This window comes from Streptomyces sp. NPDC034085 (genome assembly GCF_055575555.1).
In genome coordinates this window covers 558,993-574,293 of record NZ_JBVISL010000003.1, presented here as the reverse complement: position 1 = coordinate 574,293, position 15,301 = coordinate 558,993, and the positions used below count along the sequence as shown (strand labels likewise).

The following is a 15,301-nucleotide window of genomic DNA, read 5'->3' as shown; positions in this document are numbered from 1 at the left end:
ACCCCAAGAACCGTGTTCGGGGGGGGGAAGGGGTTTTTCCCACCCCCCGGGCCCGACGCGGGGGGTGGGGGGCTCCCCCCTCCTTTTCCACACCCCCGCCACTGCGCGGGGAGCCTGATCCCCGGATGCCCGCCGCCCGCCAGGATCCGGGCGAACAGGGCGTGCGCGGCCGACTTCGACTCGTACCGCAGCTCGTCCGGCCGCCACGGCAGGCCCGCGAGCCGCGCGTACGGCTCGGTCCGCCCCCACGGTACGAGGGGCAGCCCGCGCCCCGTCACCCGCCGGGCCAGCGCCGGCCGGGCCCGTACGGCGTCCGACAGGCCCGGGCCCCGTTCGACGAGCCCGTCGTACACCTCGACCCCGGGGTCCCAGCCCAACTGCCGACCCACCAGGGCGACCCAGCCCCGCGGCACCGGCCGGGGCAGCACCAGGGCCGCCGGGCGGGGGCTGTAGAACGCCGCGAGGCAGGCGTAGTCGTGCGCGGCGCGCTGCTCCGGGCCGAGGGAGGCGTCGGCGAACTGGGCGTTGAACTCCGCGACGTTGCCCACGTGCACCGCCGGGACCCCGCCCGTCCAGGCCCGGGCCCAGCCGGCGAGCGGCGCGGGCGCCACTTCGAACCGTACGAGTCCCTCCGGCCCCACCGGTGCGGCGCCCGCGGGTTCGGCGGCGCCCATCGCGCGGTAGAAGCCCGCCGCGTGCGGATCGGCGTCGATCAGCAGCCTGCGCCGGCCCAGGGCGGCGGCGCGGCGCACCGCGTCCCGGTACAGCAGCCGCCCGACGCCGAGCCCGATGGCGGCGGGCTCCACGAAGAGCAGCCCGAGCCGTACCACCGGTCCCTCCTTTCCGTCCTCCGCGCTCCCCTCCGCGTCCCCGACGTCGTCGAGGGAGGCGACGCCCAGCACCTCCCCGCGCGTGTTCTCGGCCACCACGATCCGCCGCGCCGTCAGCTCCGCCTCCCGCACGCGCAGCTGCGGCGCGCAGGCGGCGAGGAACCGCGCGTCGTACCCCCAGTACGCCTTCGACCGCATGACCAGCGCGGTCAGCGCCGCCGCCTCCCCCGCCCTCGCGGCCCTGACCTTTGCCATTTCCTGACCTCCCCATGGTCCGGGGCAGGGCCGTGCGATAGATTCGGCCTCCCCACGGCACGTCCTGGCCCATCCTTTCCCACCCACGCGGAGACAGGCTTCTTAATGAGCGACATCGTCAACGGACTTGGCCGTACGAGCGCCTACGGTGCCCTCGGGCTGGTGCTGCTGATCCTCGGCATCGTCCTGGTGGACGTCCTGACGCCCGGGAAGCTCCCGAAGCAGATCTGGGAGGAGCGCAACCGCAACGCTGCCCTCCTGCTCAGCTCGGCGCTCCTCGGCATCGGCGGCATCGTCTTCACCTCGATCTGGACGACCTACCAGGACTTCGGCAAGGGCCTGCTGTCCACGGCCGCCTTCGGCGTCCTCGGCCTGGTCCTGATGGCCGTGGCCTTCCTGGTGCTGGACCTGGTGACCCCGGGCAAGCTCGGCGCCATCGTCGTCGACCCGGAGCCGCACCCGGCCGTCTGGGTCACCGCCTCCTGCAACCTCGCCGTCGCCGCCATCGTGGCGGCCTCCATCGCCTGACCGGCGGCCCGGCCACACCACGACGAGAGCGCCACACCAAGACGAGAGCGCCGCTCCCCGAAGGGAGCGGCGCTCTCGTCCGTTTCGCGGCGGTCACGGCCCCGTGGACGGAACGGGCTAGGCCAGGCCCAGCGCGAAGGCCGCGAAACCCGCCGCCAGCAGGCCCGCCACGGCCCGGCGTACGGCCGGGGCCCCGCGCCCCCGGGCCGGGGCGGCCTCGAAGCGGCGCGCGTACCGCGCGATGCCCACCAGGAGCACTGCGAACACCGGCAGCCACGCGGCCCGCGCCGCGATCCAGCCGAGGGTGTCGGGCGCCGTCGTCAGCCCGGCCACCTCGCCCGCGAGGGCCCCCGGCACGGCCGCCGCCAGCATCGCGGTCTGGTGCCAGCACAGGATCGTCATCGCGGACAGGTTGACCACCACCACCGGCGCCCACAGCGCCGGCCGGGCCAGCAGCCCCGCCAGCCGCTCCCGCAGCAGGATCGCCGCACCCGACTGCGCCGCGGCCAGCGCGAGCACCAGCAGCGACGGCGGATGCGCATTGGTCCGCCCCGCCCCGGGCACCCCGACCATCGACGCCGGGTAGCCGAACACCAGCAGCAGCGCCGCGAACAGCAGCGCCCCGCCCGCCAGCAGCAGCCACGCCCCGCGCCGGCCGATCCGCCGCTCGCCCCAGGCCACGCCCAGCTGGTACGCGAACAGCCAGCCCGGCAGGATGTTGAGCACCGACAGCCAGGACGGCACGGAGTCCGCGAGCGGCCCGTACCGCAGGAAGTCCACCGCCGCCACCGCCCCGAGCAGCGGCGCCGCCGCCCATCCGCCGAACCGGCGCGCCGCCCGCAGGCAGTACGGCGTCAGGGCCGTCACCCCCGCGTACACCCCGACGAACCACAGCGGCTGCACCACCAGCGTGGCCCCCGTCCGCACGGTGGCCTCCGGCACACCGGCCGCGTACAGCGCGGGCGCGGCCAGCGCCCACACCGCCGTCACCCCGAGCACCGGGCGCCCCAGCCGGACCATCCGCCCCTTCAGCCAGGCGCCCGTCGAGCCGGTGCGGCGGTGGTAGGAGAGCACCGAGGCGTAGCCCCCGACCAGGAAGAAGATGCCGAGCATCTGGAGGACCCAGCTCGCCGGGGCGAGGGCCGCGAAGGCCGACAGGGGGCTCGCGTTGTGCAGGCCGCCCTCCGCGTCGAGGGTGAACCCGCCGAGCAGCCAGTGCCCAGTCGGGACCGCCAGCAGGGCCGGGGCGCGCAGCCCGTCGACGGCCCGGTCCCGGTGGACGGGGGTCCGCCGGTCGATCCGGTCCGCCGCCTCCCGCAGCGGCGTGAGCGCGCTCATCGGACCTCCCCTTTCGCGATCGCGGCGAACGCCGCCAGGGAGCGGGTGCCGGGCGCGAAGTAGCCGGTGTGGCCCCGTACGTCGGAGGCCGGCACCGGCCGTGCCCCGAAGGCCGGGGAGGCGGGGTCGGCCCCGTGCCCGAGGCCCGCGAAGCGGACGTGGGGCACGTCCGCGATCCAGTCGGAGGGTCCGCGGGCCGCCCAGACGCGGGCGCGGGTGCCCAGCGCGGCGGCGCGGTCCGCACGCATCCCGGGGGAGCCGAGGACGACGACGTCGGTGGCGTCGGTGTGCCGGGCGGCCAGCCCGCAGACCACCGAGCCGTAGCTGTGGCAGAACAGCACCGGGTCGGGCGCGCCGACCGCGTCCAGGCCGGCGGTGAAGCGGGCGAGACGGGCCGCCCCCGCCTCGGCGAGCCGCCCGCCGGCCGCGTCCGGGCCCACGCCCACCGGGGTGGTGTAGCCCGTCCACGCCACGACGGCGGTCGAGCCGCCAACGGCGTCCCGCAGCGCGCGGGCCATCCCCGCCGGGCCCGTGTGCGGGGTACGGCGGGCGTCGTGCGCGGCGGCGTCGTTGTCCGACCCCGGCACGATCACGGAGACGTGCGCCGCTTCCTCCAGGTCCCCGAACACCTCGGCGACCAGGCCCCGCCCGCGCGGGTCGAAGGCCAGGATCTGCCGGCCGGGTCCGGCGAGCGAGGCGTAGCGGGCCTCACCCGTGGCGAGGACGGCGGTCCGGTTGGCCTCGTACCGCAGGGAGAGCGGCGCCCCCTCCAGGTTGCCGACCACGAGCGGGTGCGCCCGCAGCAGCGCCCGGCGCGCCGAGCCGTCCAGCCCCGCGAAGAACCGGGCCACCTCGCGCGGGGAGGCGGCCCGCGGATCGGGCAGCGGCCGGCCGCCCACCGAACCGGCCCGCCAGGCGGCGCTCCCGGGCGACGGCCCGGTGACGGCCGGCCGGCTGTCGCCGACGGCCCATCCGGCGGTCCCCGCGACGACGGCCACCGCCAGCGCGGCCGTGACGATCGTCCTCCCGAAGCGGCGCATGCCCCTTCCCCCTCTCCTCGTGCCGGCACCCGCGGCGGGTCCCTGACGAGGAGGAAGGTAGGAAGGAGGTACCGGCCCGCACGTCGGACCGGGGAGCCAAACCGGATGTCATACCCGGGTAGGGGGTGGTGGAGGAGAGAGACCGGGGCGAACTGCGGGCCCGGCATGCCGGCTCGCTCAGATCCACCGGTAATTCGTGTCGTTCACGGCGGCCAGCAGGGCCGGCCCGCCCTCGAGGTATCCGTCGGCACCGAGAGCGGCGACGGGCACGGGCGGGAAGAGAGCGAGGCCACCCGTCTGTTCGTACGGCAGCCAGACGACCTCCCCGCGGCCCACCGCGTCGTCGTCCTCGAACGCCTTCAGCCTGCGCCGCGCTCCGTGCCCGAGGCGGACCTGGTAGACGAGGTGGAGCTTGCGCGGGGGCGGGGGTCCGGGGCGGGTCACCATGGCGTCCAGGAGCCACGTGAAGCGCGGCTCTCCGACGATGTCCCCCGGGGTCAGGCCGAGTTCCTCCCGCAGTTCCCGTCGCAGGGCGTCGGGCAGCGGCTCGGCGGGTTCCACGTTGCCGCCGGGCAGGGAGTAGTGCGTCGCGCCGCGGTCGTTCGTCCGCCGGATCAGCGCCACGTCCTGCCCGTCGAAGACCAGGGCGGCGACACGGATCTTGATCCGGTGGAACGCGGCGGCACCGTCGTCCGTCATGCGTCGTCCCCTCCTCGCGGGCACGGACCGTGCCAGGGGCCCGTCGTACGGGCCCGTGGTCCGGGGCGGTGGGCCGTGGCGGCGGGGGCCCGTGACCGTGTCCGGTTCACGGCGGACGGGTCACGGGCCTCCGCGGTCCCGGCCGGGACCGCGCGGCTGCGGTCAGCCGGCGGCCGCGGCCAGCAGGACGTCCACCAGACGCTCGGCGGCGTCCGGCCGGCCGTACGCCCGGGCCCGCTCGGCCATCTGCGCCCGGCGGGCGGGGTCCGTCAGGAGCGGGCCGACCGCGTCCGCGAGGCCGTGCGCGGTGACCTCGCCGAGGAGGGCGAGCGCGGCCCCGGCATCGGCCAGGTGCTGGGCGTTGTGGGCCTGCTCGTTGCCCGCCGAGGTCGCCAGCGGGACGAACACCGCCGGCTTGCCCAGCGCGGTCAGCTCCGCCAGCGTCCCCGCCCCGGACCGGGAGATGACCACATCGGCCAGCGCCAGCACGTCCGGCAGCTCCGGACCGACGAAGCCCGTCACGTGGTACCGGCCCGCCAGGACCGGGTCCAGGGCGGCGGCCGCGGAGCGGAGCTCGTCGACGTTGGCCGGGCCGCACTGGTGGATCACGTTCGCGTGGCCCAGCAGCCACGGGAGCACCTCGCGCACGACCGTGTTGATCTGCTGGGCGCCCTGCGCACCGCCGGTGACGTACACGGTCGGCAGCCGGCGGTCGAACCCGGTGAGGTTCAGCGCGTGCAGCGCCTTCTCCGCGTGCCCGGACAGCACTTCGGGCCGCACCGGGTTGCCGGTGACGACCGCGCGGTCGCGCACCTCGGCCGGCAGCAGGGGCAGCGAGGACTCGGAGGAGACGGCGATGCGCGTCGCCGACCCGGCCAGCTTCCGGTTGGCCAGGCCGAGGCGCACGGTCTGCTCGTGCAGCACCAGCGGACGCTTGCACAGACGCGCCGCCAGCCCGGCCGGCACCGCGACGTAACCGCCCGTGGCCAGCACGACGTCGGGCGCGAACTCGGACACGATCGCCCGGGCCTGGGCCACGCCGAGCGGCACCTTCGCCATGTCCTTCATGTTCGCCGCGGACAGCATCTTCAGCGGGTTCGCCGAACGCCGGATCTTCCCGGTGGCGACGGTCCGGAACGCGATCCCCTCCGCGGGGGCGACCCGTGCCTCCAGGCCGTCGGCGGTCCCGATCCACAGCACGTCGAGCGTGCCGCCGGCCGCCGCGAGACGGGCCTGCAACGTACGGATCGCGGTCAGGGCGGGATAGGTGTGTCCACCGGTCCCCCCGCCCGTGACGAGCAGCCGGAAGGAACGTGGAAGCGCGGAAGAAAGGTTCACCCGGCCCACCCTACTGTCCTGATGGGACCGCCTGGCGCGGGGTCGGCCGGCGGTGGGCCCTAGGCCGAGTCGCCCGGGCGGACCAGGCCCGCCTCGTACGCGAAGACCACCGCCTGCGCCCGGTCGCGGAGGTCCAGCTTGGCCAGCACCCGGCCGATGTGCGTCTTCACCGTCTGCTCCGCCACGACCAGGCCGGCGGCGATCTCCTGGTTCGACAGGCCCCGCGCGATCAGCTCCAGAACCTCCGTCTCGCGCGGGGTCAGGCCGTTCAGCCGCAGCGCCGGGTCCCTGCGCGGCGCCGGCCGCCGGCGCACGAAGTCCGCGATCAGCCGGCGGGTCACCGACGGCGCCAGCAGCGCCTCGCCGGAAGCGACCACGCGGACCGCCGCGATCAGGTCGGCGGGCGGGGCGTCCTTCAGCAGGAACCCGGAGGCGCCCGCGCGCAGCGCCTCGTACACGTAGTCGTCGATGTCGAAGGTGGTCAGCATCAGCACCTTCGGCCGGTGCGTCACCCCGGGCGGCGGGTCCAGCAGCTCGCGGGCCGCCGACAGCCCGTCCAGCTCCGGCATCCGTACGTCCATCAGCACCACGTCGGGGTGCACCGTGCGCGAGACCCGCACGCCCTCCCGCCCGTCGGGGGCCTCGCCCACCACGTCGATGTCGGGCTGCGCCGACAGCAGCGCGGCGAAGCCGGCCCGCACCATGGCCTGGTCGTCGACGATGAGCACGCGAATGGTCAACTGGGATCCTCGGTCCGGGAGTCGAGCGGGAGCCGGGCGGCGACCCGGAAACCGCCCTCGGGCAGCGGCCCCGCGTCCAGGGTCCCGCCGGTCAACCGTACGCGTTCGCGCATCCCCACCAGACCGTGCCCCGTACCGGAGCCCTCCGGTTCCACCACCGGGTCCCGGCCCGGGCCGTTGACCACCAGGACCAGCACCTCCTCGTCCCCGGCCGCGTACGTCACCGCCACGCGGGTGCGGGCGCCCGGGGCGTGCCGCACGACGTTCGCCAGCGCCTCCTGCACGATGCGGTACGCCGACAGGTCCACGGCCGGGGGCGCCGGCACCCCGGGCAGCCCCGCCGCCAGGGACAGCTCCACCGGCTGCCCGGCCCGTACGGTCGCCTCCACCAGCTGCGGGATCCGCGCGATGCCCGGCTGCGGCGCCCGCTCACCGTCCGCACCGCCATCGTCGGCACCGTTCGTACCGTCGCCCCGCAGCACCGTCAGCAGCCGCCGCATCTCGCCCAGCGACTCACGCGCACTGGCCGCGATGGCCGCGAACTCCTCCCGCACCGGCTCCGCCATGCCCGGCAGCCGGTAGGGCGCGGAGTCGGCCTGCACCGTGATCACCGACATGTGGTGCGCCACCACGTCGTGCAACTCCCGGGCGATCCGCGCGCGTTCCTCCAGCAGGGTGCGCCGCGCCCGCTCGGCCTCGCTGATGCTCTCCTGCTCGGCGATCCGCTGCCGCGCGTCACCCAGCCCGCGCAGCGCACCGGTCACCGCCAGCACGGACCCGCTCAGCACGAACAGCAGGGCGACGGTGTTCGTCACCCCGGCGGGCGGGAAGAAGCCGAGCACCACCCCCGCCGCGCCGGTCACCAGCCACACCTGCACCAGGGTCCGCACCGGCTCGCGCAGCCCCAGGCAGACCATCAGCGCCAGGTACCCGACCACCACCGTCGGCGGCCACGGCCAGGTCAGCCCGCTCACCCCGCCGGCTCCGGTCAGCAGCACCGCGGCGGCGACGTCCGCGAGCAGCACCGTCGCCCAGGCCGCCACCGGCCGGGACACCGCCAGCAGCAGCGGCACGGTCTGCGCCACGGCCAGGGCCCCGGCCCAGCCGCCGCCCATCCCGTAGTCGTCGGTCAGCACCGCGATCGTCACCGGCAGCAGCGTCACCACGAACACGGCCATGACGGCGTAGGGCAGTACCCGCTGCCACGGCCTGGGCGCCCGTGCGAACAGCGGCTCGCCCGCCCGCGCGGGCGTACGCAGCGCCACGGCGAGCTGGCCGAACACTCCGGGCTCGCGGCGGCGGCCCGGCCCGCCGGCCCCGGCCGTTCCGTTCCTCGGGCCGGTCTTCCCCGCACGGGCCGGCTTGCGCACTCTGAGGCTCATGATCGGACCAGCCTAAGCGCCCGCCTGCCGCCCGGGGCGGGGGACCGGCGCGCCGCGGCCGCCGCCGGGACGCGCCGTGGCCCGCCGGATCCGTCGCGGGCGTCTCGTTCCCCCGGCGGGTCCCGCTCGTTGAGCGGGCATGGAGCTGCTGCCGACCATCGCGGCGCCGGGTGTCGGTGAACGGGCCGACGCCGCGGCCGATGCCGCCTGCCACCTCTACGACGCCGTCGTGCCCTGGTGCGGCGGGCGGCCCGGCGGGTGGAGCCGGACCGCCGCCGAGGACGCCGCCGAGACCATCGAGACCACCGCGCACGCGCTCGCGCACATCCACCCGAGCGCCGAGGTGATCCTCGCGCCGGTGCACGCCGCCCTGGCGGACCTGCGCCGTCAGCTCGCGCTCGCCCCGGCCGACCCGCTGACCGCCGACGGGGTGCCGGCGTCCCCGCGTACGGTGGGCAATCCGCGCCGCACCCGCTGGGTTCGGGTGGTCACCGCGCCCGTGCCCCGGCAACCGCCGCCTGGTACAGCTTCCTGATCTCCGCGCCGAAGTAGGAGCTGTACGAGGTGTCCGCGGTGGGCCCGCCGGTCTTCCAGCCGCCGATCACCCCGACCACGTCCCCGGTCTGCGTGTCCGTGTCGTAGCGGGCGATGAAGGGGCCGCCGCTGGTCCCGCCCGGATAGCCGGTGCAGTCGATCCTGAGGAAGGACCCGGGGCTCTTCGCGTCCCTGCTCGTGAACTTGGTGGTCCGGTTGACGCACATCCGCGGGCGCGAGGCCGCCGCCGGATGGCCGATCAGGGTGACCTTGGCGTGGTGGAAGGTGGCGCCGGTGACGAGCCGGTTGCCGCCGACGACGTCCTCCACCGGGAGGCCGTCGGAGCCCGGCCCGACCTGGGCGAAGGCCACGTCGAGGGTGGCCGCCCGGTCGGGCCCGTCGGTGCGGTAGCGGGGTGCGATCCACACCTTCGCGTGCCCGGCGGTGTCGCGCAGCACCGGGAACATCCCGTACGGGCGCGGGTTCGCGCGCGTGTACTGCGGTACGAAGGCCACCTGGCGGGTGTCGGTGCCGAGCAGGCAGTGCGCGGCGCTGAGCACCATGTCCCGGCTGGGGGAGGAGACCACGCTGGCGGTGCAGAAGTAGGCGCCGCCGCTCTGCATGACGAACATGCGGCCGACGACCGGGATGCCGTCGAAGTCCTGCCCGACGCCGGTGGTGGCGGGCAGGGCGGCCGCGACCGGCTGCGCCGGCTGCGCGGGCAGGGCGACCGGGACAGCGGGGGCGGGCCCGGCCGGCGCGGCCGCCGGGTCGGTCCCGGGCGGTACCGGTGCGTCGGGCAGGGCCGGTTCGGCGCCGGGGCCGGCCGGTGGAGCCGGTGCGTCCGGTGCGGCCGCAGTGGACGGCGCGGCCGGGTCCGCCGCCGGGGACGGAGCCGACGCCGGCACGGGCTGGGGTGCCGCCGGACCGGCCGCCCGCGCGTCGGGGACGTGCTCCGGGCCGGGCGGCCCGGGAACGGGCAGGGCGGAGGCCATGCGGTCCTCCGTCCAGAAGGCCGCGGCCTCCCGCGCGGACCACTGCCCGGCAGCCGCCCCGGCCCGCCCCGCCTCCGCCACCGGCAGCGCCCCGCCCGGCAGCACCAGGGCGGCGGCCGCCGCGGCCGCCGCCGTCGCCACCACCGTCAACAAACGTCGCATCGCTCGCTCCTGTCGTGACCGTCTAGACGGCCTGGGGGAAACGGAACAGCCGGCCCGGGTCGTACGTGCGCCTGACCTCCTCCAGGCGGGGGAGGTTGGAGCCGTAGTAGGCCTCGCGCCAGCCGGTGAGCTTCGGATCGGCGTAGTTCTGGTAGGCGCGGCCGCCCGCCCACGGCCGCAGGTCCCGCCACAGCCCGTCGAGCCAGCCCTGGTGCCGCGCCACCTCGGCGGCCGTCGCGGACTCCGGCCAGTACGCGAGGTACTGGGCCAGGAAGGAGCTGTCGCGGTGCACGAAGGCGGTGCCGGCGGCGGGCACCCGGTTCACGGCCCCTCCGCACACCCCGTCGAACTGCACCACCCCGAAGCCGCCCCCGGGTGCCTGCCGCCCGTACCGCCCGACGGCGTCCAGCACCGCGGCCACCGCGGCCTCCGGCAGCCCGGCGCCGCCCCAGAAGTCGGAGCGGGCCGCGTACGAGTCCCGGCCGAGCGCGCCCTGCGGATCCCGGCCGGGCAGCCGGCCCGGCAGCCTGCACCGGGCGGGGCCGCGGTCCGCGCAGCCGGCCATCGCCCGCACGGTGTCCCCGTAGCTCCGTACGCGGATCCCGCCGTCCCGCGGCTCCGGGCCCACCAGGGCGGACAGCCGGGTCAGCTCCCGCTCCAGCTCAGCCCGCCCGTCGAGGCACACCACCCGGACGGCGGGGACGGCGTCCCGGCCGGCCTCCACGGTGAACTCCACCTGGCTCCAGAAGGGGTCCGGCAGCGCGCCCAGCCAGCGCTGCCAGCCGCGTACCACCGCCGCGGAGTCCGCAGCCGGCCAGTGCAGTTCGGCGAGGGCGGCGTCACCCACCGGATGGGTGCGCAGCCGGAACTCGGTGACCACCCCGAAGTTCCCGCCGCCGCCCCCGCGCAGCGCCCAGTACAGATCGGCGTCCCGGCCGGCGTCCACCTCGCGGACCACCCCGTCCGGGGTCACCACGCGGGCGCCCAGGAGCCGGTCGGAGGTGGTCCCGTACGCCCGCGAGGCCAGCCCCAGCCCGCCGCCGAGGGTCAGCCCGGCGATGCCGACGGAGGGGCACAGCCCGGCCGGGACGCCCAGGTCCCGCGCCGCGAGGGCCCCGTGCACATCGGCGAGCCGGGCCCCCGCCCCGACCCGTACGCCGTCCCCCTCGACGGTCACCGCGGCCATCGCCCCGGTGTCCACCACCAGCCCCCCGGCGACCGTGGACCATCCGCCGTAGCTGTGGCCGCCGCCGCGCGGCACCACCGCGGCGCCGGAGCGGCGGGCGAAGCCGAGGCACACGGCGACGTCCCCGGCGTGCGCGGGGTAGGCCACGGCGCCGGGCGCGACGCCGTCGTAGCGGGACTGGAAGAGCTGCCGGGCCTCGGCGTAGTCCGCGTCCCCCGCACGGACCAGCCGCCCGTCCATCGCGCGGGCGAGCGCTGCGAAGTCGGGGCCCGCCCCGGCGGCCGTACGCGCGTCCCGCCGCGCCCCGCCGGACCGTACGCCGGCCGCCCGCGCGCCCGTCCCGGCGGCGGCGAGCACGGCGGCGGCCGTACCCGCGAGGACCCGGCGGCGTGGAAGGCTCATCCCCCCTTCCTGCCACCGCCCGCCCCGATCGCCGCGCAGGCGGGCCCGCCGGGCGCCGGTTGCCGCCCGAACGGCCCACGGCCGCGCCGGCCCCCGCCCCCGGCGGGACCGGCCACGGGGCTCAACGTTTCGCCAGGGCCGCCAGCGCGGCGCGGGCGGCGCTCTCCCCCTCCTGGTACGCGTGGGCCCGCGCCTCCCGTACGGCGTCGTCGAGCTGGCGCGCGGCTTCGCCCCTGCGGCCCGTCGCGGCGAGCGCCTCGCCGTACAGGGTGCGCAGCACCACCCGCCGGGGCGCCGCGGCGGGCGGGGCGGCGAGCGCCAGGCCGCGGACCGCGTGGCCGGCGGCCGCCTCGGGGGCACCCACCGACAGCAGGTGCTGCGTCAGGTGCTGGTGGGCCAGGGTGACGGTGTCGGCGCGGCCCGCCCGCTCGGCCAGGTCCAGGGCGGAGGCCAACAGCTCCCCGGTCCGTGCGCGTTCACCCGCCCGGGCGAGCGCGACGGCGAGGTTGATGCGGGCGATCGCCTCCCCGGCCGCGTCACCCGCCTCGGCCGCGAGCCCCGGCGCCCGCTCCAGGTGTGCCAGCGCCTCCCCGGGCCGGCCCTCCTCGGACAGCACCCAGCCCAGCAGCGCCCGGGTCCGGGACTGGGCGCCGGGGTCACCGTCGGCTTCCGCGCTGGCCAGGGCCCGTTCGAGCAGCGGCACCCAGCCGTCGCGGACCTGCCACACGATCAGCGGCCACTGGAGCAGGACCAGCCGCCAGGCGCGGTCGTGCAGCCCGGCGGTGACGGCCGACTCCACCGCGCCGCGCAGCGCGTCCCGTTCGGCGGCGAACCAGGACAGGGCGTCCGCGCGGCCGGCGAACGGCCGTACCGGGGCGGCCCGCCGGGCCCCGGCGGGCAGGGCGCAGCAGGGTTCGCTGCCCGGCTCGGCGGCGGCGCAGGCCGCGAGGAGGGTACGCAGCCAGTGGTCGAGGAGCCGCAGCAGCCCCTCCGGGTCGTGGCCCGGGGACAGGCTCCGGGCGTACAGGCGCACCAGGTCGTGCAGGACGTAGGACCGCGGGCCCGCCTCGACGACCAGCTGGGCGGCGGCCAGCTGGTCCAGGGCGGAGGCGGCCTGGCTGGGCAGGCAGCCGGCGAGCGCGGCGGCGGTGGGGACGTCGAGCGCGGCCGCGGTGTGCGGCCCGAGGCGGTGGAACATCCGCCGGGCGGCCTCGGGCAGGTGCTGCACCGTGAGGCCGAGCGCGGCGGCGACGCCGGTGCTGCCCACGTTCAGCAGGTCCAGCCGCGTGTGCTCGTCGGCGAGTTCACCGGCGAAGGCCGCGAGGCCCCGGTGCGGGCGGGTGGCGAGCCGGGCGGCGGCCAGCCGCAGGGCGAGGGGCAGGCCGTCGCACAGCCGGGCGAGGCGTACCGCGGCCTCCGGTTCGGCCGCGACCGCGTCCGGACCCAGGACGGCGGCGAGCAGCTCGGTCGACTGCGCGGCGGGCAGTTCGCGCACCGGTACGGGACGGGCGGCGTCGGAGACCACCAGTTCGCCGAGCCGGCTGCGGCTGGTGACGAGGGTGACGCAGGCGTCGCCGCCCGGCAGCAGGGGGCGTACCTGCGCGGAGTCACGGGCGTTGTCGAGCACGACCAGCATCCGGCGTCCGCGGGTCAGTTCGCGGTAGCGGGCGCCGAGGGCCGGGGCGGAGCCCGGCATCCGCTCGGTCGGGACGCCGAGCGCGAGCAGGAACTCGCGGAGCACCGAGGCGGTGTCCCGGGCGGGGAGGGGGCTGTAGCCGTGGAGGTCGGCGAAGAGCCGGCCGCCGGGGAAGTCCGCCCGGTGCCGGTGGGCCCAGTGCAGGGCGAGCGCGGTCTTCCCGACGCCGGCGCTCCCCGTGAGCATGAGGATCGGGGCGGTGTCCCCGGCCGCGGCCCGGTCGAGCTCCGCGAGTTCGCCGGTGCGGCCCGTGAAGCCGCGCGGCCGGCGGGGCAGGAGCTGCGGCGCCTCAGGAGGCCCGGGGCGGAACGGCGCGGGCGGCACCGACCCCGCGTGCCCCGTCTCCGCGGCTCCCGTCTCCACCGGCTCCGTCTCCACCGGCTCCATCTCCCCGGGCCCCGTCTCCGCGGACTCCATCCCCGCGTGCCCTGTCCCCGCGTGCGCCGTCCCCCCGGGTCCCGTCTCCCCGGGCGCCGGGGCCGTCCGACCGGCCCGCGGGGGCGACTGCTCGCGCGCCGGGACCGGCTCCGCGGCTTCCGGGTTCGGCCGCCCGGGTTCCGTGCCGGTCTTCCGGGGGGCCGTACCCGGCGCCGCCGCGGACACCCCCACGGCCGTGGCGGCGGTCGCCGGGAGGGGCGGCGCGGGTGCGTCGGCCCGCAACAGAGCGGTGTACGCGTCCGAGAGCACCGCTCCGGGGTCGACGCCGAGCTGGTCGGCGAGCAGCCTGCGCGTGCGGTGGTACCAGTCCAGGGCGTCCGACCGCCGGCCCGACCGGCCCAGGGCCAGCACCAGCGCCGCGATCAGCGGTTCCCGCAGCGGGTGCAGCACCGCCTCCGCCCGCAGCAGGGCCGCGGCCGCGGCGTGCTCGCCGAGCAGCGCGTGGGCCCCCGCCAGCTCCTCCACCGCCGTCAGCCGCAGCTCGTCCAGGCCGTGCGCGGCGGCCTCCAGCAGCGGACCGCCCACGGTCCCGCCCAGCGCGGGCCCCTCCCACAGGGCGAGCGCCTCCCGCAGCAGCCGTACGGCCCGGGCCGGTTCACGCTGTTCCCGGGCGAGCCGGTGCAGCTGCCCGAAGCGGTGGGCGTCCACCAGGGACTCCGGCAGCCGCAGCGCGTACGCCGTTCCCTGCGTGAGGAGTTCGACGCCGTGGTCCGGCGCGCCGTGCTCGGCGAACAGGGCCCGCAGCCGCGAGACATGGCCCTGCAGCACGGTGCGCGAGTGCCGCGGCGGATCCTCGTCCCACAGCGCCCGGGTCAGCCGGTCCACGCCGACGGCCGCGTTGGGCCGCAGCAGGAGCACGGCCAGCAGGCTGCGCCGCTTGGCGGGGCCGAGCTGCACGGGCTTTCCGCACGCCGCCACCACGGAGACCGTCCCCAGCACGCGGAACTCCATCCGTGCCCCCTCTTCCTCGGCTCGCCCCCGCCCGAGCATATGTCTGCGTATTTCCGTTCATGAGGCCGGTCCCGGCCAATCGGCGGGGGCCCGCGCCCACCGCACCGCGCGAGCCGCGCACCGGGCGGGGGATGCCGCGAACGCCGCCCTCCCGGGCGGTGCGTGAAGATCCGTTAGCCGCGCGTTAGGGCCTCGTTTGCGGCTGCTGGAAGGCTCATCCCCGCCGGGCGGTCCGCACGGCGGCACCCGCCTTCCCGTCCCCCAGGGGAAGCGGGGCCCCGGCGGCACGCCCGGCATCCGCAGACGACGAGTGGGAAACGGGAGTCACCTCATGGCTTTATCCATCGTCCGTGCCTCGGCCCTGGCGGCCTCCACCCTCGCCCTCGTGGGCGTGGCGCTGACCGGTGCGGCCACGGCCGCGCCGGCGCAGGGCCAGGCCCCGGCGGCCGCGGCCGGCTACTGCCACGTCTCCGGGCTCGGCGGCGACTACATCTGTGAGTACGGGGAGGCCTGGCTGACCTACCCCAACGGGCAGCGGCAGGTGTTCATCGTCGGCACCGACTTCGCGGTGTGGACCCGCTACAGCTTCGCGGGCGGCGGCTGGTCCGAGTGGGTGTCGATGGGCGGCTCCGTCCGCAGCGGCGTCCGCGTCGAGGGCGGCAACAGCTGGACCCCCACGATCTCCGTCGTCGGCATGGACGGCGAACGCTGGTACCGCCACCGCCTGAGCAGCGGCAGCTGGACCGGCTGGCAGAGCTGACCGGCCCCTCCCCCCGAGCACCGGGCG

13 protein-coding genes are annotated in these 15,301 nt (G+C 77.2%); 3 read left to right on the top strand and 10 right to left on the bottom strand.

The window, feature by feature from the left end:
• On the bottom strand, nucleotides 1–1,085 hold a 1,085-nt coding region (locus ACZ501_RS12935), incomplete at its 3' end, for a GNAT family N-acetyltransferase (RefSeq protein ID WP_468794791.1).
• Nucleotides 1,086–1,190: 105 nt separating this feature from the next.
• On the opposite strand from ACZ501_RS12935, the gene ACZ501_RS12930 reads away from it, so the two are divergent.
• Nucleotides 1,191–1,613, top strand: a complete 423-nt coding sequence (locus ACZ501_RS12930) for a DUF350 domain-containing protein (protein WP_361610870.1) — start codon at nucleotides 1,191–1,193, stop codon at nucleotides 1,611–1,613.
• A 117-nt stretch (nucleotides 1,614–1,730) separates the two neighbouring features.
• On the opposite strand, the gene ACZ501_RS12925 is transcribed toward ACZ501_RS12930, so the two are convergent.
• From ACZ501_RS12925 to ACZ501_RS12900, 6 genes are all read right to left on the bottom strand, one after another.
• Nucleotides 1,731–2,951, bottom strand: coding sequence for an acyltransferase family protein (locus ACZ501_RS12925; protein ID WP_468794788.1), 1,221 nt, complete (start codon nucleotides 2,949–2,951; stop codon nucleotides 1,731–1,733).
• Nucleotides 2,948–3,991 (bottom strand): alpha/beta hydrolase, encoded by a 1,044-nt coding sequence (locus ACZ501_RS12920; RefSeq protein ID WP_468794785.1) that lies wholly within the window; start codon nucleotides 3,989–3,991, stop codon nucleotides 2,948–2,950. The genes ACZ501_RS12925 and ACZ501_RS12920 overlap by 4 nt, the downstream gene beginning before the upstream one ends.
• A 177-nt stretch (nucleotides 3,992–4,168) precedes the next feature.
• A complete protein-coding gene (locus tag ACZ501_RS12915) occupies nucleotides 4,169–4,690 on the bottom strand; it encodes an NUDIX hydrolase (RefSeq protein WP_468794782.1) in 522 nt (173 codons plus the stop codon).
• A gap of 162 nt (nucleotides 4,691–4,852) precedes the next feature.
• Entirely contained in the window at nucleotides 4,853–6,028 is a 1,176-nt protein-coding gene (gene murG, locus ACZ501_RS12910; RefSeq protein ID WP_362463481.1) for an undecaprenyldiphospho-muramoylpentapeptide beta-N-acetylglucosaminyltransferase, read from the bottom strand.
• A 59-nt stretch (nucleotides 6,029–6,087) separates the two neighbouring features.
• A complete protein-coding gene (locus ACZ501_RS12905; RefSeq protein WP_468794779.1) occupies nucleotides 6,088–6,768 on the bottom strand; it encodes a response regulator in 681 nt (226 codons plus the stop codon).
• Complete coding sequence (locus ACZ501_RS12900) at nucleotides 6,765–8,150, bottom strand: sensor histidine kinase (protein WP_468794776.1); 1,386 nt, start codon at nucleotides 8,148–8,150, stop codon at nucleotides 6,765–6,767. Before ACZ501_RS12900 ends, ACZ501_RS12905 begins: the two co-directional genes overlap by 4 nt.
• 139 nt (nucleotides 8,151–8,289) lie before the next feature.
• Here ACZ501_RS12900 and ACZ501_RS12895 point away from each other — a divergent pair, with 139 nt between their 5' ends.
• Entirely contained in the window at nucleotides 8,290–8,685 is a 396-nt protein-coding gene (locus tag ACZ501_RS12895; protein WP_468794773.1) for a hypothetical protein, read from the top strand.
• On the opposite strand, the gene ACZ501_RS12890 is transcribed toward ACZ501_RS12895, so the two are convergent.
• From ACZ501_RS12890 to ACZ501_RS12880, 3 genes are all read right to left on the bottom strand, one after another.
• The gene (locus tag ACZ501_RS12890) at nucleotides 8,639–9,841 is read right to left on the bottom strand and encodes a hypothetical protein (RefSeq protein ID WP_468794770.1); all 1,203 of its coding nucleotides are present in this window, start codon (nucleotides 9,839–9,841) and stop codon (nucleotides 8,639–8,641) included. The two genes, ACZ501_RS12895 and ACZ501_RS12890, sit on opposite strands and share 47 nt — an antisense overlap.
• Before the next feature lie 22 nt (nucleotides 9,842–9,863).
• Nucleotides 9,864–11,429 (bottom strand): FAD-binding oxidoreductase, encoded by a 1,566-nt coding sequence (locus tag ACZ501_RS12885; RefSeq protein WP_468794767.1) that lies wholly within the window; start codon nucleotides 11,427–11,429, stop codon nucleotides 9,864–9,866.
• Between the two features lie 121 nt (nucleotides 11,430–11,550).
• Nucleotides 11,551–14,514, bottom strand: a complete 2,964-nt coding sequence (locus ACZ501_RS12880) for an AfsR/SARP family transcriptional regulator (RefSeq protein WP_468794764.1) — start codon at nucleotides 14,512–14,514, stop codon at nucleotides 11,551–11,553.
• A 331-nt stretch (nucleotides 14,515–14,845) separates the two neighbouring features.
• Here ACZ501_RS12880 and ACZ501_RS12875 point away from each other — a divergent pair, with 331 nt between their 5' ends.
• Entirely contained in the window at nucleotides 14,846–15,274 is a 429-nt protein-coding gene (locus ACZ501_RS12875) for a DUF8189 domain-containing protein (RefSeq protein WP_361611139.1), read from the top strand.
• The last annotated feature ends 27 nt before the right edge of the window (nucleotides 15,275–15,301 follow it).